This is a genomic window from Pseudomonas sp. C32, assembly GCF_030417915.1.
In the GTDB taxonomy this organism is placed as follows: Bacteria; Pseudomonadota; Gammaproteobacteria; order Pseudomonadales; family Pseudomonadaceae; genus Aquipseudomonas.
Genome location: NZ_JAUHUK010000025.1, coordinates 1 through 22,307, shown reverse-complemented (window position 1 = coordinate 22,307; position 22,307 = coordinate 1). Strand labels below are relative to the sequence as shown.

Below are 22,307 nucleotides of genomic sequence, written 5' to 3'. Positions count from 1 at the left end.
CCTCACTCCGAAGCGTTGGCGTTTGACGGCGATAGGCGCGTCAAACCAGTGAAACCCGCCAGCGTCAGGCTGCCATCGGCGGCCTGGATAACACTGGACACGGGCTTGCCGAGCGGTTTGCCATAGGGCACGAGCGTTGCACCGGGCTGGCTGTTGGTGCGAAACAAGGCGCCGCTCTGATTGACCAGCAACAACTGGCCGTCGTCGGTACGGATGGCATCGCTGAAAGACACCGGCATCGAGACCGGCGCAGGCTGGAAGCTCTGGCCCAGGTCGCGGGAGGCAAACGCATTGCCCTTCAACCCGGCCACCAGCAGCACACCGTCGTCGCGCATTTGCACGGTGAAAAAGCTCCCCATGTAAGGGCTTTCCAACTGCGTGAACGATTGGCCCGCATCGTCGGAGCGCGCGAGGTAGCCCTGCTCGCCGGCGAGGAACCAGTGTTGCCCCTGTTGAGTGATCGCGGACAAATGCGCGCCCGTGGGGTTATCGATTTGCCCCGCGATGGATTGCCAGGTGGAGCCGCCATCGTCGGTGCGAAAGGCCAGGCCGTACGCCCCTACAATCAGGCCGTGTCGGGCGTCGACGAACTGCACGGCCAGAAACGGTTTGTCAGCCCCGTCACCCACCAGTCTTTCAGCCGTTTGCACACGCGCGGCGGCGGCATCCTGGTCGTTGGCCAAAGGCAGTTGTTGGCGCGCGGCAGCCAACTCAAGCTGTGCGGCACGCAGGCCATCCAGTTGCACCACCCAGTGCTCACCTCCGTCATGCGATGCCAATACAACACCCGCATGCCCGACGGCCCAGCCCGTCTGGGCGTCGACGAACTGCACCGCCGTAAGGCTGACCGAGACCGGCACCGCCGCTTGACGCCAGCTGACGCCATTGTCATCGGACAGCAACACAATGCCCCGCTCACCCACCGCCACCAGCCGTGCGCCCGCCCGTGCCAGGTCCAGCAACACCGCAGATTTCGCTTGCGGCGCCTGCATCGCCGGCGTTTCGAGTGCGTCGCCCACCGTAGCGGCGTGCGCGTGGCACAACGGCAACGCCATAAGGCACATCAGCCGACCCATCACCTGACAGAATCTGTTCATTACCGACCTCGACAAACCTTTTGAAACCGGATCACGATTCGCAAACCGTGATCCGGTCCGTCTCAACGAACCCCGGCACCCGCCATCGCCGCCGGCGAAAACTCGGAGGCCTTGTAGCGATCCACGATGCCGTACTGCTCGGGCTGACCGGTGTAGACGTTCTGGATAAACCAGGCGCCGGAGGTCAGGTCGTAAAAGCCCGAAGACAATTGCGCTTGCGCAGGCAGGTCCGGGAGTACTGCCGGCAACGACCACAGGGTCTTGGCCAGTTGACCATTGGCGTCCCAACGGTCGCCGAGCATGGCTTGCCAGGTGTCCTCATCGAGGTAATAACGACCCTTCGGCAACTGATGGCGCTTGCCCGGTGCCAGGTCCGCTTCCACAACCCACACTCGGTGCAATTCCCAGCGCACGTAATCCGGGTTCATGTGGTGAGCGAGAAACAGGTCTTCAGGTTTGGCAGCGGCCTGAACTTTGTTGGTGTTGTAGGGGATGTACATCTCCTGCTTGCCCACCAGCTTCCAGTTGAAGCGGTCCATGCGACCCTGGAATACGCTCAACTCGTCGAACGACATCACCCCGGCAGTCGCCGGCGTCGGCGTGTCGCAGCAGGCATTCGGCAGCTTGCGCACGCGACGTTGGCCGGTCAGGTAAACGTGCGCCTGGGACAGGTCGCCGTTGATGTTGGTACGGCCCATGATCTGTTCACCGGCGCGCAATGGCGGACCGACGTTGAGCAGTCGGAACATCCAGTAGTCACCGGCAAAGGACTCCGGTGTCCCTTCCTGGTAGTAATACGGCATCTCCTGAATGGCCTTACCGTCAGTGGTCATGACCTGCTTGCCGTCGGCGGTCATCAGGTAGTGACGAAAATGCATCGACACCGAGGTACCGCGCCAATTCAACACGTGGTTCCACATGGCTTCGGCGCCGTTTTGCGGGATCGGAAACGGGATGCCGCCAAAGGCGCCTTCGGGTACCGGGCCGGCGCTGCTATCCACCAGCTTGGCGCGGGTGGCATTTTTCAGGGTGTTGTCATACACCCACTGCGGCGCGGCAGCGGTGCGGCGTGTCGGGTAAACGTCGATGCGATACGTGTCCGGGAAACGCTTGAACATTTCCTTGGTGCCGTCGCTGAGTTTGCCGGCGTATTGCGCAAGGTTCTTCGAGGTAATGCTGAACAGCGGTTTGTCCGCCGCGAACGGGTCGGTACGCTTGCCGCCTTCCTTGAACGACGGATCGACTTTGGTGTAACCACCGTCCCAGGCGGGAATGGAGCCGTCGGCGTTACCGGCGCGCTCGGCCCCGAAGGGTGTCAGGCTTTTCGAGAGTTTGGCCGCGTCTTCAGCCGTCGCCGCCAGTGTCACTTGGCTGCAAATGGCCAGGCTGCCGAGCAGTGCCAGGCAAAGGGCTTTGAGCTTGAAGGCTCCGGATTTCTTGTTGTAGGTCATGCGCAAGTCCTCTTAAAACGTGGTCTTGACGGAGAAAGCCAGGTAGTCCCGGTCTTTCAGCGATTGCTTGTAATTGAACTGGCTGGCCGCGTTGAGGTTGGTGTCCTCGGCGCCGTAGTAATGCGTGTAGGTCAGGCCGGCGGTGACGCGATCCAGGTAAGTGGCGGTGATGCCGATGTTCATGTCGCCGCCGTTATCCGGGCCAAAGGAGCTGACAACGGCCGACTTGCCCAACGGGAAATAGCTGACGCCGATTGGAATGCTGATATCGATGCCGGAGAAAAACTGGCGGTAGGTCGGGGTGTAAACCATCTTGAATCCGAGGCCGTCATCAGTGGCGTTGGGGTCAAGCGCAGCGCGGTTTTTCGTGACGCTCAGCAGTCGGTTCCAGGCGATCTCACCGACCAGTCCCGATTCCCTGGCAATGAAGTTGGGGCCGAACGAAGCCAACACGTTGAGGTTGACGTGAGCGGTACGACCCACGGCGTACAGGGCATCGTCATCGTTATCGGCGACAACGCCCGGCAAGACGGTTTGACCGTTGGAAACCAGCGGCATGTTCCAGCGCATCGACGCTTCACCGGCAAAGCTGTACTCATCGACGGTGGTCGAAAAACTGGTACCGAATGCGCGAATGTCTTCCGGGTAAACCCAGTAGTACTCGCCGATCTGGCCCGTGCTGAAATTCGGTGCACCGCTGTTGGGCTTGAGGTAAAGCTTGGGGGTTTTGTCGTGGTACTGAATCGCGTAGAGACCGTACTCGACGGTTTCCGCGCTGTACTTCAACTGCAGCCCGCCCTGCCCCGAACTCTTCGCCTCCTTGTCATTGCCGTGGAAAAACGCCGCCGGGCTGCCGGGATTACCGCCGAGGAATGGGGGAAATGGCGCGCCCACGATCAAGCGTTCGTTGCCTTCACCAATGGTGTCGCTGGTGGAGAAGTAACTGCCGGCACCCGGCAGGCGCGTCTCCTCCCACTCCAGCTGGTAAAAGGCGCCGAGCGAGACGTCATCGGTCAGCTGGAAAGTCCCCGACAGTTGATTGACCGGCCGGGTGATTTCCTTGAACTGGGTGTTGGGTACGGACTGCGCTTTCACCACGTCGACCGGCGCCATGCCACCGGCAATGCCGTTGGCCCCGAAGAACAGGCTCTCGCCCCAGATCAAGCCGTGGCGGCCGGCGCGCACGGACGTGGCGTGATCGGCCAGCTCGCCGTTCCAGTACACGAACGCATCGAGCAATTCACCGTCACCGCCATGCAGGTGGCCGGTGTCATCGGTAAATTCGTCGTAGGCTACGGAACGGGCGTTGGCACGCGCCGGATCGTCGTTATCGTTGTCGTGCTGATATTCAGTGTCGTACCAGGCGGCGCCACTGAGGCGCGCGCCGACGTTTTTGAACGACATGTCCAGCTCGGAAAGGATATCCGTGCGGTTGGAGATCAAGCCCTTTTTGAACGCCCGATCGCCGTCGTCCTGATTGAGCGCAACCCGCCCCTCACTTAGTTTGCTGCTGGGATCCTGGGCGCGCCATGCGGCGCTGTACTTGACGGTGTTGTCCCAACGCAGGCTGAAATCCGGATTGCCGGTATCCACCTGAAAGGCGTGTGCAGCCTGGCTGCACAGCACCAACGCTGCGGCCAACGAGAAACCAAAGGGTGCAGACATGCAGACCGGGCGGCGCGCAAGCGTCGCAGTCATGGAGCTAACCATCGCGTTAACCTCTTGTTTTTATAGTGGTAACTGCTGTGGGTGACGGCCCTGTCGAATCAGATCGGCTCAGCCGTGCGCGCAAGCATTTGCTTGACCAGGCCGATGCGGTCGAACTCGCGGTCGTGTTGCATTTCCTTGTCGCCCGCCAGCACCGAGCTTTCGCTGATGAACTTGCAGCGTTCGAAACGGCGTTCCATGAAACGCTGGAGAATTTGCTCAATACTGCCGTCGCCGGTCAGTTCTTCACTGAGCACGATGGCATCTTCTATCGCCATGCCCGCCCCCTGCCCCAGGTGTGGTGTCGTCGCATGGGCGGCGTCGCCGATCAACAAAACGCGGCCGCGGTACCAAGGCTCATTGACGAAAACCACTTCCATTGGCTTGTAAACCACTTGGCTGCTGTCGGTGATTTGTTCACGTAACTGGCCGACCAGGCCGGTAAAGCCTTGCAAGCGCTGACGCATCTGCTCGGCCAGCGTCTGCGGGTCCATCCAGGGATTGGATGGTTCGTGGGAGGTGAGGAACAGGTACATCAAGTCACCGGCCAGCGGCACCAGGCCAGCGTTGCCGTCAGCACTCTGGTAGTTGGCGAGGTGATCGATTTGCGGGTCGCGCGGGAAGTTGTAGCGCCATACCGATTGGCCGGTAAACCTGGGCGTGTACGTGTCACCAAACAGCAAATCGCGCACTTTGGAGAACAAACCATCGGCCCCCACCACCAGGTCATAACGACCGTGGCTGCCGTCGGTGAACAACACGTCGACGCTGTCGTCCTGGTCATTCAGGGTTTCTACGCTGAGTCCAAGGCGTACTTTGGCGCCCAGTTCCAGGGCCGTTTCACTGAGGACTTTATGCAGTGCCAGGCGTGAGATACCGACGTTCGCCGGGTAGGCAGGCCCAGCCAGGCGCTGACCCGGGATGCGTGCCAATTGCTGACCGGCCGGGCCATAGATGGCGACGTCTTCAAAGGCATACGCCGCATCGAGATAACCGTCGAGCACGCCCAGCTTGGCCATTTCGCGAACGACGTTGCTTTGCTGGATGATCCCGACACCGTAAACGGTCCATTCTGACTTGAGTTCGATCAGGTCGACTTCAATGCCCTTGCGCCGCAGTGCGATGGCTGCACACAAGCCGCCAATACCACCGCCCACGATCAGAACTTTGTTCACTGCACTCATGGTGTACTCACTTTTTATTCTTGTGATTCGATGCAGCGCCGGGCACTGCGTCGTTAGGTCCAGCTTCTCGTCAAAGCAGGGATTTGACTAATCGCGAGTAGGGATGCGATGTATCGCCAAACGCGATACCTCATCCGCCCCTGATATCGCCGTCTTTACAGGTATTTCCAACACCACCCAGCCCTCCTCCAGACGCCATGACAGCGCGTCCAGCCGTTGGCCCAGACACGGGCCGTAGACACATTCGCCGGTGTCCGGAAGGAACTGCGCACCGTGGGCGTAACAGACGATCAACTGACCGTCAGCCGACAAAAACCGGTCCTTGCGGTACTCCAGGCGTACATCGAGATGCGGGCAACTGTTGCGATAAATCCGCACCTGCCCTTCGTGCACCAGTGCAAAAACTGTGTCCCTGCCGCACTGCGATGGATCGAATCCGCGCGCCTGCCCTTCTGCCAATTCGTCCATCCGGCACAGGAAAAAATCGCTGTGGTCCATGACAGAAACCTTTGTAGGAGCGAGCCTGCTCGCGAAAAACCTGAGAGCACCGCGGGGCATCAGGCTCCCCGCATCATCGTTTGCCTCCATCGCGAGCTTGCTCGTTCCTACCGGGGCGGACCGCCCGGCGCCCATTTTTCTTTCGAGGTGAACAGGAACAACTGCGAGTTATCCGCCGACAGTGGTGCGCGGCGCGCCTCCCAGGCGTCATCGTGTTTGTCCATGTCGGCGTCGTATTCGATGTGGCAGCCCAGCGGACTGTTGAAGTACCAGAACCAGTTGGAACCAAAGAGATGACGGCCAGGGCCCCAGAAACTGGTCCAGCCTTTTTGTTCGAAGCGTGTACCGGCCAACAACACTTCAGTGCCACTGCCCATGTGAAAAGTGAAGTGTTCGCAGCCCTTCATGTGCGGCGGAGTCTGGATCATGAACAGGCAATGGTGGTCATCGGACCCCGCCGGACGCATGAATGGCCCTGCCCCGATGAAAGTGTCGGTGGTTCGAAAACCCAGGCGCTCGGCGTAGAAGGCTTCGGCCTTGGCGGCATCCGGGACGAAATACACCACGTGCGACAGCGTGCGCGGCGTGGCGCTCATCTCGAGGGTGATGCCCGGTTGGTTAAGCGGACGTTGTGGCGCGTGGCCGGCGGCGTTGGTCAAATCGTCTGGCGCGACGTAGGACTTGCGGACGGTGACCTGGAAAGCGATGGCAAACCCCATGTCGTCGACGCTGTGCAGCACGCCGTTTTCTCGGGTGACCTGACGGTCTCGCGCCAACTCGTCTTCGATGGCGTCGAGGTCAGCCACGCTGGCAACGCCGTAAACGGTTTCGCGAATCGACGGCGCCGGGCCGATGGCAATCGGTAGCGTCGGATCGTCCGCACGGCGAATGATTACGGCCGTACCGTCCAATGCTTCAAAACGCCCACCGCTGCTGTCGACGTCAACCGGCGCGAGGCCGTAATCACGCAGGCAATCGGTACAGGCTTGGATGTCATCGACGCCAAAGATCAGGGCATCAAGGCCAATGATGTTCATCGCTACCACTCCATTGAAATTAGTATCCGGAAGCAGGCACTGGCGGCTCGCAAGCGCACTCAGCGATGCATGGAATCCGGTGGTGGTGTCGGCAACAAGGCCGACTGCGGCGAAGATTGCCGTGCGGTTTGGCAGTTGACTAATCGCGAGTGAGGATGCGACCTATCGGCAAACGCGATACCTGAGTGCGCGGGATAACGGCAGACGGACGGGGTTGACGGAACGATGAATTAACCGGAATGTATCGCGAAAATAAATACAAAAGCGGATATGCCTGATGCGTTTCAACCACTTGGACCTGAACCTGTTGGTCGCACTCGATGTATTGCTTGAAGAGCAGAACATCACCCGTGCCGCCGAACGCCTGCACATGACGCAGTCCGCCACCAGTGGGGTATTGGGACGCCTGCGAACCTATTTCGAAGACGAATTGCTGGTGCAAGTGGGGCGTAAAATGCAGCCAACGCCTTACGCGCAAGAGCTTGCCAAACCCATCCGTGAAGTGCTGCTGACGATCCAGTCGTCGATCACTGCCAAGCCGGTGTTCGACCCTACGACCAGCAAACGTCATTTCCGCCTGGTGACTTCGGACTACCTGATCAGCGTGCTGTTTGCCCAGGTGATACAGAAGATCCATCAGGAAGCGCCCAACATCACCTTCGAAATGATCGGCCCCGGAGACAGTTCCGCTGATTTGTTGATTCGTGGCGAGGTCGATCTGATGATCGTGCCTGAGCGCTACATCATCGAAGGTCACCCTCACCAGTTGTTGTTCGAAGAAGAGCACGTCTGCGTCGTCTGGCAGGGCAATACCCAGGTCGGCGACAGCCTGACCCTTGAGCAGTACATGGACATGGGCCATGTCTCTGTCGGTTTTGGTCGCAGCCGGCACTTGAGCATCGAAGAGTGGTTCATGAACCAGTACGGTTTCAACCGCCGCATCGAAGTCATCACCAACGACTTCAACACCCTGCCGCAACTGGTCGTCGGTACCCAGCGCATCGCCACCATGCACCAACGTCTGGCACGGTTGTACGCCGAGCATTTGCCGCTGCGCATCCTCAATCCACCGGTAAAGATTCCGGTCATGTGCGAGTTCATGCTCTGGCACCGCAGCGTCGACGGTGACCCCATGCACCGCTGGCTGCGCGAACGCATCAGCGCATTCATCCAGCATCTTGAACACGATCATATCGCCGCTCGCGATACCTCCCATCCGGAGTCACGATTGGCTAATTAGCCGGGGCGTCCTTAACGTGCCTTGTGAACGACAAGGCAACCACAAGGACAACAACAACCATGTTCCGTTACTTCCCGACCAATTACGTATGGAATCTCTCCGTCGACCTGGCCATCGAGATGGGCGCCCGTATGGGCGAAATTGAAGAGATGTGCGCACCGCTACAGGAAGCCGCCCAGCAACCCGATGCTGCTGGAACCAAGGCGTTTCGCGAAACCTGGGCAAAGATGGCCGACAAACTCTGCGGCCTTGCTGAAGAAGATGAAGGCAATGGCCGACTGCTGTCTGCTGGTGAAAAGTACAACCGCGCCGCCACCTACTACCTGACCTGCGAACGTTTGCAAGCCCACGGCGCGCCGGGCCGGACAGAGCTGTACCAGCGTTTTCTGCAGACGTTCAAACGCGGTATCGAACTGTCTCGCGAGAACTGTGAGCGCGTAGAAATCCCCTACGAGGGCAAACATATTTCCGGTTTACTGGTACGTGCCGAAGGCGTGACCGGTCCGGCCCCGATCCTGGTGCAGGTCAATGGACTGGATTCGACCAAAGAAATGAAATATCGCGTCGGGCTGCCAGCGTGGCTGGCGAAGCGCGGTATTTCATCATTGATCATCGATCAGCCCGGCACAGGAGAAGCGCTGCGATTGCACAATCTGGTCGCCCGTTTCGACAGCGAGCATTGGGCCAGTCGGGTGGTCGACTGGCTGGAAAGCCGTAGCGACGTGGATGCCAAACGTATTGGCCTGGAGGGCGTCTCGCTCGGCGGCTATTACTGCCCGCGTGCGGTGGCGTTCGAACCACGGTTTGCGTGCGGTGTGGTGTGGGGCGCCAACCATGACTGGCGCGATGTGCAAAAACGTCGCCTGGAAAAAGAAGGCAGCTTCCCCGTTCCGCACTATTGGGCACACGTGTGCTGGGTGTGGGGAGCGAAAGATATGGATGAGTTCATGGCCATCTCCGAAAACGTGCACCTGGATGGCGTACTGGACCGGATCAAGGTTCCATTCCTGGTGACCCACGGTGAAAAGGACTCACAGATTCCATTGAAGTGGGCACATCGCACGTACGAGCAACTGATCAACAGCCCCAAACGCGAGCTTAAAATCTTCACCGAACGCGAAGGTGGCGTGCAGCATTCCAGCTTCGATAACAGCATCAACGCGGGCCAATACATCGCCGACTGGATTGCCGAAACATTAGGCGGCCACACCGCGTAACCTGCGTCCTCTACAAACTCGCTTGCCAGCGATGGCGATGTCACATTCGCCATCGCCAGCAAGCCGGCTCCTACCGATTTATGTGGTACCAAACAATCCGAACTCCCCCTCGATCCTGTAGGAGCTGGCTTGCCGGCGATGGCGTTTTGTCGAGCGCTGAACGAGCTCAGTTGGGTGCTCGAGGTACAGCAGCTATTGACGCCATCAATACGCGAGCATTGATGCAAGTTGCTGGTGGCATGCATGGCCCTGCCCTAGCCTCGCTTTGCATAACAACCCACACAGTGAAACGCCATGCCCGCCCTACACCTGAAATGCCAGACCCTGTTCGACGGTACCGGCCTGCAAACCCGTCAACAGCAAACCCTTATCGTGGAAAACGGCCTGCTGTCGTACGTCGGCCCGACCGCCCTCGCGCCGCCGACGCAACCGGGCGACACCCTGCTGGACGCCGGCGATAATTTTGTCATGCCGGGCCTGGTGGATGTGCACACCCATTTGGCCTTCGGCAACGCGCAGAGCGAAGAAGACATTGATATCTGGACCAGCGACGAGTTCCGTGCGCTGCGCGGCATGTTCTTCGCCCAACACGTGCTGGCCGCCGGTGTGACCAGCATGGTCTGCCCGGGCGATAGCGGCCAACTCAGCATCGCTGTGCGCAACGCAATCGCTGCCGGTTTGTTCGAAGGCCCGCGTATCGCCGCCAGCAGCCGGGTCATCACCAATCGACAGAGCCTCAACGACTGGTTTCCGAGTCGAGTAGGTGCTCCGGAGTATTTCACTGCGCGCCTGGTCACCAGTCGCAGCGAAGCGTTGGCTGAAATCCGCAAACAGGCCAAGGATGGCGTCGACCTGATCAAGATCGCCATGGACGGCACCCACCGCCGCCCGAACGGCGAAATCATCGCCGCGTTCACCGCCGAAGAAACCTATGAGATGGTCGAAGAAGCTCACCGCCTGGGCTGCAAAGTGGCGACCCACGCCTATGGCCGAGAAGCTGTGATGTACGCCGCACGCGCCGGTGTCGATCTGGTGTTCCATGCCTTCTACATGGACGACGACTGTATCGAGGCATTGCTCGAAGCCGGCAGTATTCTCGCGCCGACCATGACCTTCCCGCAAAACACCGTGGACTTCTGCCAACCCCACGATCCAGCCATCAGCACCGGTTATGCCGGTTACTGTGCCCGCACCCTGGAAGTCGGTTCGGCGGTGCTCAAACGTGCCAAGGCCGCTGGCGTGCCGTTCGCGTGTGGCAGCGACAGCGGTTTTGCGGTAACGCCCTATGGCGAGTGGCACGCTCGTGAGCTGGAACTGTTGGTCACCCGGCTGGGCTTCACCCCCGCAGAAGCGCTGTATGCCGCCACCAACGTCGGTGCGCGCTGCATGCCACGCGGTGAGACCATCGGCACCCTCGAAGTGGGCAAGCAAGCAGACTTCCTGTTGCTCGACGGTTCGCCGTTGCACGACATCCGCATCCTGCAAGACCGCTCTCGCCTTAAAGCCGTGTACAAGGCTGGCCAGTCCGTGCGCATGGAGCGCAGCCCCTACAACCCCAAACAGGTCTCTGATTTCAACTCGCTGAAATGGACTGATCTTTACACCCGGGACCGCGTGACCCAATTGGGCAAGTGGGCACAATGAGGACCAACGCCATGCAGCAACTCGACCTGATGACCGCCACCAACATCGCCAGCCATGCCATCCGCATCGCTCGGGAAACGGGCATCAACCCCCTTGCGGTGGCCGTGCTGGATGCTGCGGGTCATCCGCTGGCAGTCTTGCGTGATGAACATGCCAGTTTCCTTCGACCACAGATCGCCACCGGCAAGGCACGGGGTTGCTTGGGAATGGGCTTTGGCGGGCGCGAACTGGCCCGGCGCGCACAAGCGATGCCGGCGTTCTTCGACGCTATCAACAGCCTGACCGGCGGTGAGGTGATTCCCGTCGCCGGAGGCGTGTTGATTCGCAATGCCGAGGGACTGATTCTGGGTGCCATTGGCGTCAGCGGTGACACTTCAGACAACGACGAGCGCTGCGCTTTACAGGCTATTGAACAGGCTGCGCTGGTGGCGGATACCGGTGATCAGGTAGAGCACTGATCAAGCAACGCGGCCTGCTGCGATAACAGGCCGCGAAACCACACCATCGCCGGGTCATGATCTTGATAAGGGTGCCATTGCAATACCTGAACGGCATCAGGAAATGCCAGCGGTGCCGGGTGAATACGCAACGGATAATGTTGAGCGAAGCGCTGCGCCTGGCGGCGAAACACGGTGGCGATCCGGGCAGTACCGACGATGAATTCGGGCATCAACACAAAGCTTTCCAGGGCCACTGCCACTCGGCGATGAACGCCCGACTCATGCAAGTGCGCTGCATCCATCGCCAGATTTCGACCCTCGGCAAACTCGCGTACCACGTGCTCCGCCGCGCAATAGTCGGCCAGGCTCAAGCCTTCGGCGAACCGGGGTTGCCGAGCGCAGACGATGCAACAGAGCTCGTCGTTCATCAGCGGGATATGGGGGTAAGCCGGGTTCAATCGCCGCTGAGGCACAATCACACAATCGCTGCGGCGATAGTCGAGCGCTTCGCTGACCACGTCACTGTCACGCGGCACAGGCATGTCCCGCAGACTCAAGCGCACACCAGGTGCGATTCGGGCCAACTCAAGACTGACGGCTGGCAGCAGGACGCCAGCTACGTAGTCGGAAGCCACCAAAGTGAAGTGCCGAGTGCAACTGGCCGGTTCAAAATTGACCGGTGCATCGACAATCTCACGAGTCAGAGCCAACGCTTCACGCACTTTGGGAAGCAGTTCCAGACCCAACGCCGTGGGTTCCAGACGCCGTCCAATCTGGACCAGCAACGGATCGTTGAAATGCTCACGCAAACGTCCGAGCGCCGAACTGGTTGCCGACTGCCCCAGGCACAATCGCTCGGCGGCCCTGCTGACACTACATTCGCTCAACAAGGCGTCCAAGGCGACCAGCAGGTTCAAGTCAAGACGTCGATAACGCATGTCGTATCCAGTTTAAGTTTTCAGGTGTTTGAACTACGTCGCTGATCACACCCAGCGGGAGTGCTTCAGGTGTCGCGGTGAAACGCCCCTACCGCTTCACCAAGGCTGACGCTCAGGCGCTGCAAGTCGCCATTCGCTGTCTCCAGCCGAGCACACTCCTCGGCATTTTGCTCGACTACCCTGTCCACCTGCCCAAGCGCTGCATCGACTCGACAGGCTATGTCATGTTGCGATGCTGCAGCGTGGGCAATTCTCTGTCCGCTGTATTCAACTCGCGAGATGGCCTCGGTAGTCGCACCCAGGACCTGACTGGCGCGCACTGTCAGCTCAACGCCTTCGGCAGTCCGTCGCTGACTGTCGAAAAGACTGGTTGCTGTGTCGCCGGTGACCTTCCAGAGGCGTTGAATCATGCTATCAATCTCGCCTGTCGATGCTCGCGTTCGACTGGCGAGCACCCGAACCTCGTCGGCCACTACAGCAAAACCGCGACCCTGCTCACCGGCTCGCGCTGCTTCGATGGCGGCATTCAAGGCCAATAGATTGGTCTGTTCGGCGAGTGCGCTGATCACATCCAGCACACTGGTAATGGCCTGGCTTTCGCTTTGCAACAGTTGCATGGAACCCACACTGCTGGTCATTTCCCGCGATAGCTGCTGAAGGCTTTGACTCGCCTGTCGCACCAGGTCGTCGCCATGATGAATCAGCTTGCAAGCATCGCCCAGGCTCGCCTGGCTTCCCGCGACTTGCTGGTTGACCTGTGCCGCCGCTTGGGTCATATGCTGCATGGCCGCAACCACCTCGGCGGTCTGCTCGCGCTGTGCGCGCACACCCTGCCCTGTGCGATCGACCATTGCACCCAGCGAGACGGCCGCGGCGTCCAGTTGTTGCACGTCGCTGCCGATTCGCCCCACAAGATGGCGCAGCGCCTGCAACATCAGGTCAATAGCACTACCGAGCTGGCCCAACTCATCTTGTCGATCAAGCAGCGCGGGACGATCCTTCAGATTTCCCGCAGCCACCCGTTGCGCCAGACCCAGCATCATTTTCAGTGGCGAAACAATTGAACGCTGGATCAAAAGGCACGCGCCGATACTGAGCAACACGGCAAGCAGCACCATCACTGCAAGTTGCTGATCCAGACGTCTTTGGAGTAATTCATAAGATTGTGCAGCCCTCGCCCGCTCGGTTTCCAACACCATCGTCACTTGTTCAGCCGACACCGACATGCTCACTTGTTGCGCCATGGCCTGCTCACCGCTGCTGGCAAAACCCAGAAATGCCTCGCGGTACTCGGCCAACGCTGCACTGGCCTCATCCAGTGCTCGACGACGATCGCCATCGAGCTGCGAATTCAGACTGCCTAGCGCGCTGGCAAGCTCATTCACCCGGTTCACCCAATCGTCCCGATAACGGTTTTGCGGATCGAGGGAAAAATACAGCTCGCTGTCACGCAGATTGGCCAAGCGCTCGCGCAATGCCACCGCCTCTTCCAACTGCTGCATTGACTGCGCTTGGGGCAGCTGGTGTTGCTCAAGATTGAGGTTGATATCGTCTAATTGGTCGAGGAATACTTCGCTGAATCGCTGCCCTGTCGTTTCCGCCAGCACTTGCATACGCAGCCTCGCCCGAATCGCCTGGTAGCGCGCTTCGGCATAGGCCTGAAATGCCTTCAGGTAACGGTCGGATGACTGGACGAGCGTCTGCCTGAAACGCTCTCCCGAAAGAGCAAGCGACGGTCCGACTTGTAGTTGACGTAAAGAATCCTCGACCTGCGCAACCGATTCTCGTGACGGCAGCAAACCAAAATCCCGCTCGGCAAGCCGCGCCTGGGCAAGACTGGCTTTCTGGCGATCCAGCTCCCGTAACTGTGTGGTGCTTGATTGCGTTACCCGCACCGAATACCAAGCGGTGAGCGCCATGCCCATCGTGCAGATCAGGACCAGACCGAAGCCGAGCGTTAACTTGCCGCCGACACTGAGGCGGTTCAGCGAAGCACCCAATCGATGGACTCTCACTTGCTCGGCCTGTATGCGGCGATAGAGCGATCAGCCATCGAGTGAACCCCATTATTGTTTTAATCGGGGCAGGTTGACGTGACAGTGCGAAGCTGACCAATCGCTTGTGTGGATGCGACCCATCGGCAATCGCGATACCTGAAAGGCACTCGAGTTTCAGGCACCCAGATTCAAGCGTCTTCGGGGTCGTACTCGTTCACATTGGCGACCTGGGAATGCAGTCGGCCCAACAACTCGACGAGGGTGTCCACTTCCGAGGCAGATAGCTCGCTGAGCAGCCGCCGCTCACGTTCCAGTGCAACCTTCAGGACTCGCTCATGCAGGGCTTTGCCGCTGTCCGTCAGGCTGACGGTATAGCGCCGCGCATCCTTTGAATCGACCTGGCTGCAAATATGCCCGGCACCTTCCAGCGACTGCAATGAACGGCTGACCGCGCTCTTGTCGAGGCCGATCGTCTGGCAGATTCGGTTGGCGGTGATGTCATTTTCCACAGCAAGCATCGAAAGCATTCGCCATTCGACGACACCGATTCCGAAATGCTTGCGATAGCACTGCGATGCGCCTGAGGAGAGCTTGTTGGACAAGAAATTCAGCAGTGCCGGGACATAACGCGTGAGGTTCAGTTGGGATTCTGCAGACATTGAGCGAACACCTTGGATCGGCGGGGCCTTGGAATATTAGTTGACACCGCAACTAAATAATCGGAGGATTTCTCTACCGAACGTCACGGGCGATTCGCTGCATGATATGCCGCCGCCCTGCCTCATAAAAATAATTATCAGGTTTTGGTCATGAACCCCTTCAATCTCATCGCCTTCGTCTTTCTCGTGCCAGCACCCGGCTGATCCGTCCCCGGCCAGTGCTCTAACCGACGCTTTTTTTTCAGCAGCCACTTCAGTGTGGAGGGACAAGTCATGCTTCAAGTCAACGTCACCCGCAAAGCAGACGAAGCCGAAGGCATCTGCAGTTTCGAACTATGTGCCGCCGATGGCAGCACGCTGCCGGCGTTCGAGGCCGGCGCCCATATCGACATTCACATTGCCGATGGCCTCACCCGCCAATACTCCTTGTGCAACGACCCCAAGGAACGCCACCGCTACCTGATCAGCGTGCTCAAGGACCCGAGCTCTCGGGGCGGCTCCAGAGCCATGCACGAGCAGATTCAGTCTGGGCAAACACTCAGCATCAGCGCTCCGCGCAATCTTTTCCCGCTTGATCACTCAGCCAAGCGACACCTGCTGTTTGGTGGAGGTATCGGTATCACGCCCATGCTGGCGATGGCGTGGGAGCTGTCACATCAAGGGGCCGATTTCGAATTGCACTACTGCTTCCGTTCGAGCCAGCGCGCAGCGTTCGTCACGATGCTTGCTGATACCCCTTTCGCCGACCGCATAAAGCTTCATGACGACAGCGGCCCCCAGATGCAGAAGCTGGACGCGCCAGCCTTGCTCACGCCCTTCCACGCTGACACCCATCTGTATGTGTGCGGGCCGGCCGGCTTCATGAACTACATCCTCGCTTCAGCGCAGAACGCCGGGTGGCCGCAAGACCGGGTACACAAAGAATTCTTCGCCGCCGACCCTATCGATCAAAGCGCCAATGCATCGTTCGAAGTTGAACTGGCAAGCAGTGGCCAGGTTTTTCAGATTCCTGCCGAACGTACGGTGTTCGAAGTGCTCGACGAGGCCGGCATAGCGATCGAGTCATCTTGCGAGCAAGGCGTCTGCGGGACCTGCGTCACTCGCGTACTGCAGGGCATACCCGAACACCGGGACAAGTTCCTGACAGTGGCCGAACACGCCGCAAACGACCGCTTTACCCCCTGCTGCTCTCGCGCCAAGTCATCACGCCTGGTGCTCGACCTGTGAATTCAAACAACAACATCAACCGTGCCTCCTGGAGAACACCATGAACACTTCCACTCTCCAAACGCTTGCCGAAGAAATTCCGGCGCCTGCCTTGCCCAGCTTTCCCCTCAACCAATGGTACGTCGCTGCCCTGGGTTGGGAGTTGAAAGACAAACCGGTAGGCCGGACATTACTCAACAAGCCTGTCGTGCTGTTTCGCAAGGCCAACGGCGAGGTCGCGGCATTGGAAGACCGTTGCTGCCACAGAGCATTGCCACTGTCGAACGGAACGCTGGAAGCGACCGGCATTCGTTGCGGGTATCACGGCCTGCTGTTCGATGACCATGGAAAATGCGTCGAAATCCCGGGCCAGGACAAGATCCCGAGCAAAGCCAAAGTGCCTGCGTATCACGTGCGTGAGCAGGACCAGATCGTCTGGATATGGTTTGGTAGCCAGGCTCAACCCGAGCCGATGTGTGAGCCGCCGACTTACTCCGTTCACAGCAGCGGCAAATACCTGTTCGACGGCAACGTCTACCACTACGACGCGCCTTATCAATTAATCCACGACAACCTCATGGACTTGAGTCATTTGGGGTATGTCCACCTGCGCACCATCGGTGGCAACGCCAGCATCCATATGAATGCGCAGATGAATGTGGAAAGTGAAGACAACGTCGTACGGGTCGTGCGCCATATGCCGGACTCTGTGCCACCACCCACCTACACCGCCGCCTACCCCTTCAAAGGCAACGTGGACCGCTGGCAGGAAATCGAATTTCACGTCAGTCACTTGCGGATCTGGACCGGTGCGGTGGATGCCGGTACCGATTCACTGGATAACCCTGATCGCGGTGGCTTCCACATGCGCGGGTTCCACGGGGTAACGCCGGAAACCGACACCACCAGTCACTACTTCTGGACCATTGCCACCAACCCGGCGAGTGATCCAGAAACCATCAAGGCCAAGGTCGTTGAGCAAACCATCCTGACCTTCGATGAAGACAAGGAAGTGATCGAAGCCCAGTACCAGAACATGTGCCGGTTCGGCGAGCGTCCGATGATCGACATCCACGTCGATGTCGGCGCCAATCGCGCCCGCCGAATCATCGAGCAGCTTCGCCAATCCAGCGTTTGAGTCCTTCAGACCAAACTCAAGGTTCCAGGACATTGGCTGCCCCGAAGGCAGCATTTTGCAGCGCAACATAACAACAACTTCCTCGAGGAAAAAAGCATGTCTGGCAATCGTGGTGTGGTGTATCTCGGCGCTGGCAAGGTCGAAGTACAGAAAATCGACTATCCAAAAATGCAGGACCCGCGCGGTCGCAAGATCGAGCACGGGGTCATTCTCAAGGTGATTTCCACCAACATCTGCGGCTCCGACCAGCACATGGTGCGCGGCCGGACCACGGCACAAACCGGCCTGGTGCTGGGCCACGAAATCACCGGCGAAGTGATCGAAAAAGGCAGTGACGTCGAGCACCTGAAAATCGGCGACCTGGTGTCCGTGCCATTCAACGTGGCATGCGGACGCTGCCGCTCTTGCAAAGAGCAACACACCGGTGTGTGCCTGACCGTCAACCCGGCCCGCGCCGGCGGTGCTTATGGTTATGTCGACATGGGCGACTGGACCGGCGGCCAGGCCGAATACGTGCTGGTGCCCTACGCCGATTTCAACCTGCTGAAACTGCCGGACCGCGACCGGGCCATGGAAAAAATCCGCGACCTGACCTGCCTCTCTGACATCCTGCCGACCGGTTACCACGGCGCTGTAACCGCAGGTGTTGGCCCGGGCAGCACCGTGTACATCGCCGGCGCCGGTCCGGTCGGGCTGGCGGCGGCTGCATCCGCTCGCTTGCTGGGTGCGGCGGTGGTGATTATCGGCGACGTCAACACCGTGCGCCTGGCCCACGCCAAGGCCCAGGGTTTTGAAATCGTCGACCTGTCGAAAGACGCGCCGCTGCACGAACAGATCGCCGCGCTGCTCGGCGAACCGGAGGTGGATTGTGCGGTGGACTGCGTCGGCTTCGAAGCCCGCGGCCACGGTCATGACGGCGTCAAACACGAAGCACCGGCCACCGTTCTCAACTCGCTGATGGGCGTGGTGCGTGTGGCCGGCAAGATAGGTATCCCCGGCCTCTACGTCACTGAAGACCCAGGCGCCGTAGACGCCGCTGCGAAAATGGGCAGCCTGAGCATCCGCTTCGGCCTCGGCTGGGCCAAATCCCACAGTTTCCACACCGGCCAGACGCCGGTGATGAAGTACAACCGGCAGTTGATGCAGGCAATCATGTGGGACCGCATCAACATCGCTGAAGTAGTCGGTGTGCAAGTCATCAGCCTGGATCAGGCGCCGGAAGGTTACGGCGAATTCGATGCCGGTGTGCCGAAGAAATTTGTGATTGACCCGCACAAGTCTTTCAGTGCGGCCTGAGCCTTAGATCAACGTCGCCCAGCGCTTCTCGAGCCTGAGCACCGTACCGCCCCGGAGTCGAGCCGCCGGCTCCCAGGCACCTTGCATGCACCACTGACCAACAAAAACAAGAAGGTATCGACATGTACACACTGCAACCTCCGCATAGCGAGGCGGCTTCGGCTGCCCGTCGTTCAAAGCATTTTTCCACCCACAGCTTCGGAGCCTGACGCCATGAGCCAGTCGATTGGGCAACAGCTGGACGAAAAACCCATGGTCAGCTTCCAGTGGGGCGTGGTTGCGCTCTGCTTTCTGATAAACATGCTGGATGGCTTCGATGTATTGGTGATGGCTTTTACCGCCGCGTCCATTTCCGCCGATTGGGGCCTGAGCGGCATTCACCTCGGCTACCTGCTCAGTGCAGGGCTTGTCGGAATGGCTATCGGCTCGTTGTTCATTGCCCCTTGGGCCGATCGCTTCGGGCGACGTCCGCTGATTCTGCTGTGTGTAGGCATCGCCGGGCTCGGCATGCTGGCGTCTTCGAAGGCGACATCCCCCGAGATGCTCGCGGTGCTGCGCCTGATAACCGGACTCGGCATCGGTGGCATCCTGGCCAGCAGCTACGTCATTGCCGGGGAGTACGCCAACAAGAAGTGGCGCAGTCTGGCCATTAGCCTGCAATCCACGGCCTATGCACTGGGCGCGACCATCGGCGGCCTCATCGCGGCGCAAATCATTCCGTCCCTGGGTTGGCGTTCGGTGTTCTTTTACGGTGGCATAACGACGCTGCTGATCCTGCCGATCCTTGCATTCTGGTTGCCCGAGTCCCTGGCTTTCCTACTGTCTCGCCAACCCCGGCGCGCGCTGGAGCGTATCAATGTTCTGCTGCAACGAGTCGCGATCACGTCCCTCGAGCGGTTGCCCGAGGCGTTGCGTGAATCCAGGAAACCGCTACGAGCCACCTTCGCCGAGCTCTTTTCGCCAGCGCTGCTGCGTTCAACCTTGCTGGTGTGGAGCGCCTTCTTTCTGGTGATGTTCGGTTTCTATTTCGTCATGAGCTGGACGCCGAGGCTGCTGGTGTCGGCCGGCCTGTCGAATACGCAAGGCATCACGGGCGGTGTGCTACTCAACGTCGGCGGCATTCTTGGCACCTCACTGATCGGCTTGCTGGCGGCACGTTTTCGTCTGTCCCAAGTACTCATGACCTACCTTCTGGTCAATGCGGTGCTGCTGGCCGTCTTCGTGCAATTCACTGCCAACCTGAACCTGGCCTTCGCCCTGGTGCTGATGATCGGAGTTTTCGTCAACGGCTGCGTCGCGGGGCTCTATGCGCTTACCCCGAGCATTTACAACGCCACCCAGCGCGTCACTGGCCTGGGTTGGGGCATTGGCATCGGTCGCGCCGGTGCGATTCTCTCGCCATTGGTGGCTGGCCGTTTGATTGATGCGCAGTGGCAGCCCGCCGACCTTTACCTGCTGTTTGCCCTGTCCTTCGTCCTTGCGGCCGGCGCCGTCTGGCTTTTGAAGCCGCAACGGCTGCTGCAACTGAACACCGTCAGCAACGCCTGATTCGACCGTCCATAACAATAAAAGCAGGACCGATCACATGCAAAAAAACACTTTATGCCCTTGGCGCTACAGCCTGGGCATGGCGATAGCCTGCGCCTCTTCCACTGCCTACGCAGGGTTCGTGGATGACAGCAACGCGACCCTGACCACGCGCAATTACTACCTGGACCGGGACTACAAAGGCGACAGCCCCTATTCGGCCGCTCGCGAGTGGGCCCAGGGATTCATCCTCAAGGCCAACTCCGGTTTTACCGACGGGACCGTCGGGTTCGGCCTGGACCTCACGGGGATGCTGGGACTCAAACTGGACTCGTCGCCCGATCGGACCGGCACACAACTCCTGCCTTTTGACCCGATGACCCGTGAGGCTGAGGACGAATACTCTGAACTGGGTGTGGCGCTGAAGGCGAAAATCTCAAAGACCCGGCTATCCGTTGGAACGCAGTTCCCTGCCCTGCCGGTCATCACCGCGAGCCCTGCACGTTTGGTTCCGCAATCCTTTCGTGGTGCGTATGCGATGTCCGAAGACATCGACAAACTCACGCTGCACACCGGCCGTATGGATCGAGTGAACCTGCGGGACTCCACTGACTATCAGCCAATCTCACTGGCGTCGCCCAATGGCCGCTTCAAAAGGGGCGCCAGCTCGGAGCGTTTTGACTTCATGGGCGGTGACTATCGCTGGTCTGACACGTTGACCCTTCGCTATTTTCACGCCGAGCTGAAGGACATATACAGCCAGGACTTTGCGGGAGGCATCCACCAGTTCCCCCTCGGCCCAGGCAAACTCAAAACGGACGTGCGGATCTACAACAGTCGGGAGAACGGTCGCGCAGAAGCCGGCAAGGTCGACAACCTGAACGCCGGTGCCATGTTCAGCTACCAGATCGCGGCCCACACCTTGGGCATGGGCTACATGTACCAGACGGGCGACACAGCAATGGCCTACATTGCTGGCGGGGAGCCAACGGTGCTCAGCGACGGCACCATGAGTGCGGACTTCGTCAACCCGAAGGAGCGGACCTGGGTAGCGCGTTATGACTACAACTTCGCCGCTGTTGGGCTACCGGGCCTGACCGGTATGGCTCGCTATTTGAGAGGTAGCCACATTGACCTGCCCCAATTGGGGGGAACTGACCTGACAGAGTCGTCGAAGGACGTGGAGTTGGCCTACGTCATACAGTCAGGCCCGGCAAAAGGCCTCGCCTTGCGCCTGCGCCATGCCTTGTATCGCAATGAGCAAAGTGCAGCCTCGACATTCAGGAGCGACAACGAAACCCGGATTAATGTCGACTACACGATTCAGCTTTGGTAACTGATAAGAGTCATTAACACTCGAGGTCAAGGCCGCCAGTTGATCCACAAGGAAGCGGATTAGCTGGCGGGCCCAGTAGGCGAATGGCGCAGCGGGTTAACAGCGAGATGACCGAACGGCCATGCCCCCAAATCTGCCCCCCCCCAACTTTTGGCTGCCTAGGTCAGTTTCGGCAACCACAGACAATAAAAAGCCCGCACTAGGCGCACTAGGCGGGCTTTTTGTTGGCTTTCGGATGATTCTGAAATCACCTGAAAATGATTAATAGTGCCGAAGCCGGGGTCGAACATACCACATAAATCCCCCTAAATTACTGGTCATGTCCACTATTAAGCTCGCCCTGTATACCTAAACGTATACCTAAAACGGGAAGTACTATTATCTTCTCCGCCTCCAGTCGGTCGCCTATGCCGACGCCCTCCCCCGTTTTGCCGTCGCCGGGTGGCGCTTGTGATCATCATTGCTCTCCCCGTTTAGGATGGTGGTTAGGAATGCACGTTTTGAAGAGATGGAAAAATAGTTTGGCCGCAGGGGCCGATTCTGCGAACGCTAATCCTTTTGACGCAGCACTTCCCAACATTCCCCCCCAAATTCGCCCAACGCGGCAATTTCCTAAAAAACTACGAATTAATGATTGAAGCAGGCAGGGAGCGGTCGTTGGGGCGAGGGCTCCAGACTTTTGACCTGCCCCCTCC

At 59.3% G+C, this 22,307-nt stretch carries 18 protein-coding genes; 9 read left to right on the top strand and 9 right to left on the bottom strand.

The window, feature by feature from the left end; all coding sequences use genetic code 11:
- Positions 1–2: 2 nt before the first annotated feature.
- The 6 genes from QYH43_RS23585 to QYH43_RS23560 all read right to left on the bottom strand — a co-directional run bounded on the left by QYH43_RS23585 (position 3) and on the right by QYH43_RS23560 (position 6,974).
- Positions 3–1,097, bottom strand: coding sequence for a YCF48-related protein (locus tag QYH43_RS23585; protein ID WP_301158222.1), 1,095 nt, complete (start codon positions 1,095–1,097; stop codon positions 3–5).
- A 62-nt stretch (positions 1,098–1,159) separates the two neighbouring features.
- Positions 1,160–2,548: a DUF1329 domain-containing protein gene (locus tag QYH43_RS23580; protein WP_095056004.1), complete on the bottom strand. Its 1,389-nt coding sequence runs from the start codon at positions 2,546–2,548 to the stop codon at positions 1,160–1,162.
- A 12-nt stretch (positions 2,549–2,560) separates the two neighbouring features.
- Positions 2,561–4,258 (bottom strand): DUF1302 domain-containing protein, encoded by a 1,698-nt coding sequence (locus QYH43_RS23575; protein WP_301158221.1) that lies wholly within the window; start codon positions 4,256–4,258, stop codon positions 2,561–2,563.
- Positions 4,259–4,314: 56 nt separating this feature from the next.
- Complete coding sequence (locus tag QYH43_RS23570) at positions 4,315–5,439, bottom strand: FAD-dependent oxidoreductase (RefSeq protein WP_095056002.1); 1,125 nt, start codon at positions 5,437–5,439, stop codon at positions 4,315–4,317.
- A gap of 87 nt (positions 5,440–5,526) precedes the next feature.
- Complete coding sequence (locus QYH43_RS23565; protein WP_095056239.1) at positions 5,527–5,937, bottom strand: Rieske 2Fe-2S domain-containing protein; 411 nt, start codon at positions 5,935–5,937, stop codon at positions 5,527–5,529.
- A gap of 107 nt (positions 5,938–6,044) precedes the next feature.
- On the bottom strand, positions 6,045–6,974 hold the full coding sequence (locus QYH43_RS23560; RefSeq protein ID WP_095056001.1) for a VOC family protein: 930 nt from the start codon (positions 6,972–6,974) through the stop codon (positions 6,045–6,047).
- Positions 6,975–7,251: 277 nt separating this feature from the next.
- On the opposite strand from QYH43_RS23560, the gene QYH43_RS23555 reads away from it, so the two are divergent.
- The 4 genes from QYH43_RS23555 to QYH43_RS23540 all read left to right on the top strand — a co-directional run bounded on the left by QYH43_RS23555 (position 7,252) and on the right by QYH43_RS23540 (position 11,533).
- Complete coding sequence (locus tag QYH43_RS23555) at positions 7,252–8,214, top strand: LysR family transcriptional regulator (protein ID WP_095056000.1); 963 nt, start codon at positions 7,252–7,254, stop codon at positions 8,212–8,214.
- A gap of 59 nt (positions 8,215–8,273) precedes the next feature.
- The gene (locus QYH43_RS23550; protein ID WP_095055999.1) at positions 8,274–9,431 is read left to right on the top strand and encodes a S9 family peptidase; all 1,158 of its coding nucleotides are present in this window, start codon (positions 8,274–8,276) and stop codon (positions 9,429–9,431) included.
- 294 nt (positions 9,432–9,725) lie between these two features.
- Complete coding sequence (locus QYH43_RS23545; protein ID WP_095055998.1) at positions 9,726–11,075, top strand: amidohydrolase family protein; 1,350 nt, start codon at positions 9,726–9,728, stop codon at positions 11,073–11,075.
- 11 nt (positions 11,076–11,086) lie between these two features.
- Positions 11,087–11,533 (top strand): heme-binding protein, encoded by a 447-nt coding sequence (locus tag QYH43_RS23540; protein WP_095055997.1) that lies wholly within the window; start codon positions 11,087–11,089, stop codon positions 11,531–11,533.
- Here QYH43_RS23540 and QYH43_RS23535 read toward each other — a convergent pair.
- The 3 genes from QYH43_RS23535 to QYH43_RS23525 form a co-directional block, all read right to left on the bottom strand.
- Positions 11,518–12,453, bottom strand: coding sequence for a LysR family transcriptional regulator (locus tag QYH43_RS23535; protein ID WP_301158220.1), 936 nt, complete (start codon positions 12,451–12,453; stop codon positions 11,518–11,520). The genes QYH43_RS23540 and QYH43_RS23535 overlap by 16 nt on opposite strands.
- 65 nt (positions 12,454–12,518) lie before the next feature.
- The gene (locus QYH43_RS23530; RefSeq protein WP_095055995.1) at positions 12,519–14,453 is read right to left on the bottom strand and encodes a methyl-accepting chemotaxis protein; all 1,935 of its coding nucleotides are present in this window, start codon (positions 14,451–14,453) and stop codon (positions 12,519–12,521) included.
- A 185-nt stretch (positions 14,454–14,638) separates the two neighbouring features.
- Positions 14,639–15,109: a MarR family winged helix-turn-helix transcriptional regulator gene (locus QYH43_RS23525; RefSeq protein WP_053160863.1), complete on the bottom strand. Its 471-nt coding sequence runs from the start codon at positions 15,107–15,109 to the stop codon at positions 14,639–14,641.
- 273 nt (positions 15,110–15,382) lie between these two features.
- Between QYH43_RS23525 and QYH43_RS23520 the strand changes: the two genes are divergently transcribed.
- The 5 genes from QYH43_RS23520 (at position 15,383) to QYH43_RS23500 (ending at position 21,612) form a co-directional block, all read left to right on the top strand.
- Complete coding sequence (locus QYH43_RS23520) at positions 15,383–16,336, top strand: PDR/VanB family oxidoreductase (RefSeq protein WP_301158219.1); 954 nt, start codon at positions 15,383–15,385, stop codon at positions 16,334–16,336.
- A 40-nt stretch (positions 16,337–16,376) separates the two neighbouring features.
- Positions 16,377–17,453 (top strand): aromatic ring-hydroxylating dioxygenase subunit alpha, encoded by a 1,077-nt coding sequence (locus QYH43_RS23515; protein ID WP_301158218.1) that lies wholly within the window; start codon positions 16,377–16,379, stop codon positions 17,451–17,453.
- Positions 17,454–17,549: 96 nt separating this feature from the next.
- Positions 17,550–18,749: a formaldehyde dehydrogenase, glutathione-independent gene (fdhA, locus tag QYH43_RS23510; protein WP_301158217.1), complete on the top strand. Its 1,200-nt coding sequence runs from the start codon at positions 17,550–17,552 to the stop codon at positions 18,747–18,749.
- Between the two features lie 213 nt (positions 18,750–18,962).
- Entirely contained in the window at positions 18,963–20,297 is a 1,335-nt protein-coding gene (locus QYH43_RS23505; RefSeq protein WP_301158216.1) for an MFS transporter, read from the top strand.
- 37 nt (positions 20,298–20,334) lie between these two features.
- Positions 20,335–21,612, top strand: coding sequence for an OprD family porin (locus tag QYH43_RS23500; RefSeq protein WP_301158215.1), 1,278 nt, complete (start codon positions 20,335–20,337; stop codon positions 21,610–21,612).
- The last annotated feature ends 695 nt before the right edge of the window (positions 21,613–22,307 follow it).

What these genes read in the sequence shown, in the direction of transcription:
- QYH43_RS23585 (WP_301158222.1), bottom strand. Translation starts at nt 1,097, where the DNA reads ATGAACAGATTCTGTCAGGTGATGGGTCGGCTGATGTGCCTTATGGCG.
- QYH43_RS23580 (WP_095056004.1), bottom strand. Translation starts at nt 2,548, where the DNA reads ATGACCTACAACAAGAAATCCGGAGCCTTCAAGCTCAAAGCCCTTTGC.
- QYH43_RS23575 (WP_301158221.1), bottom strand. Translation starts at nt 4,258, where the DNA reads ATGGTTAGCTCCATGACTGCGACGCTTGCGCGCCGCCCGGTCTGCATG.
- QYH43_RS23570 (WP_095056002.1), bottom strand. Translation starts at nt 5,439, where the DNA reads ATGAGTGCAGTGAACAAAGTTCTGATCGTGGGCGGTGGTATTGGCGGC.
- QYH43_RS23565 (WP_095056239.1), bottom strand. Translation starts at nt 5,937, where the DNA reads ATGGACCACAGCGATTTTTTCCTGTGCCGGATGGACGAATTGGCAGAA.
- QYH43_RS23560 (WP_095056001.1), bottom strand. Translation starts at nt 6,974, where the DNA reads ATGAACATCATTGGCCTTGATGCCCTGATCTTTGGCGTCGATGACATC.
- QYH43_RS23555 (WP_095056000.1), top strand. Translation starts at nt 7,252, where the DNA reads ATGCGTTTCAACCACTTGGACCTGAACCTGTTGGTCGCACTCGATGTA.
- QYH43_RS23550 (WP_095055999.1), top strand. Translation starts at nt 8,274, where the DNA reads ATGTTCCGTTACTTCCCGACCAATTACGTATGGAATCTCTCCGTCGAC.
- QYH43_RS23545 (WP_095055998.1), top strand. Translation starts at nt 9,726, where the DNA reads ATGCCCGCCCTACACCTGAAATGCCAGACCCTGTTCGACGGTACCGGC.
- QYH43_RS23540 (WP_095055997.1), top strand. Translation starts at nt 11,087, where the DNA reads ATGCAGCAACTCGACCTGATGACCGCCACCAACATCGCCAGCCATGCC.
- QYH43_RS23535 (WP_301158220.1), bottom strand. Translation starts at nt 12,453, where the DNA reads ATGCGTTATCGACGTCTTGACTTGAACCTGCTGGTCGCCTTGGACGCC.
- QYH43_RS23525 (WP_053160863.1), bottom strand. Translation starts at nt 15,109, where the DNA reads ATGTCTGCAGAATCCCAACTGAACCTCACGCGTTATGTCCCGGCACTG.
- QYH43_RS23520 (WP_301158219.1), top strand. Translation starts at nt 15,383, where the DNA reads ATGCTTCAAGTCAACGTCACCCGCAAAGCAGACGAAGCCGAAGGCATC.
- QYH43_RS23515 (WP_301158218.1), top strand. Translation starts at nt 16,377, where the DNA reads ATGAACACTTCCACTCTCCAAACGCTTGCCGAAGAAATTCCGGCGCCT.
- fdhA (WP_301158217.1), top strand. Translation starts at nt 17,550, where the DNA reads ATGTCTGGCAATCGTGGTGTGGTGTATCTCGGCGCTGGCAAGGTCGAA.
- QYH43_RS23505 (WP_301158216.1), top strand. Translation starts at nt 18,963, where the DNA reads ATGAGCCAGTCGATTGGGCAACAGCTGGACGAAAAACCCATGGTCAGC.
- QYH43_RS23500 (WP_301158215.1), top strand. Translation starts at nt 20,335, where the DNA reads ATGCAAAAAAACACTTTATGCCCTTGGCGCTACAGCCTGGGCATGGCG.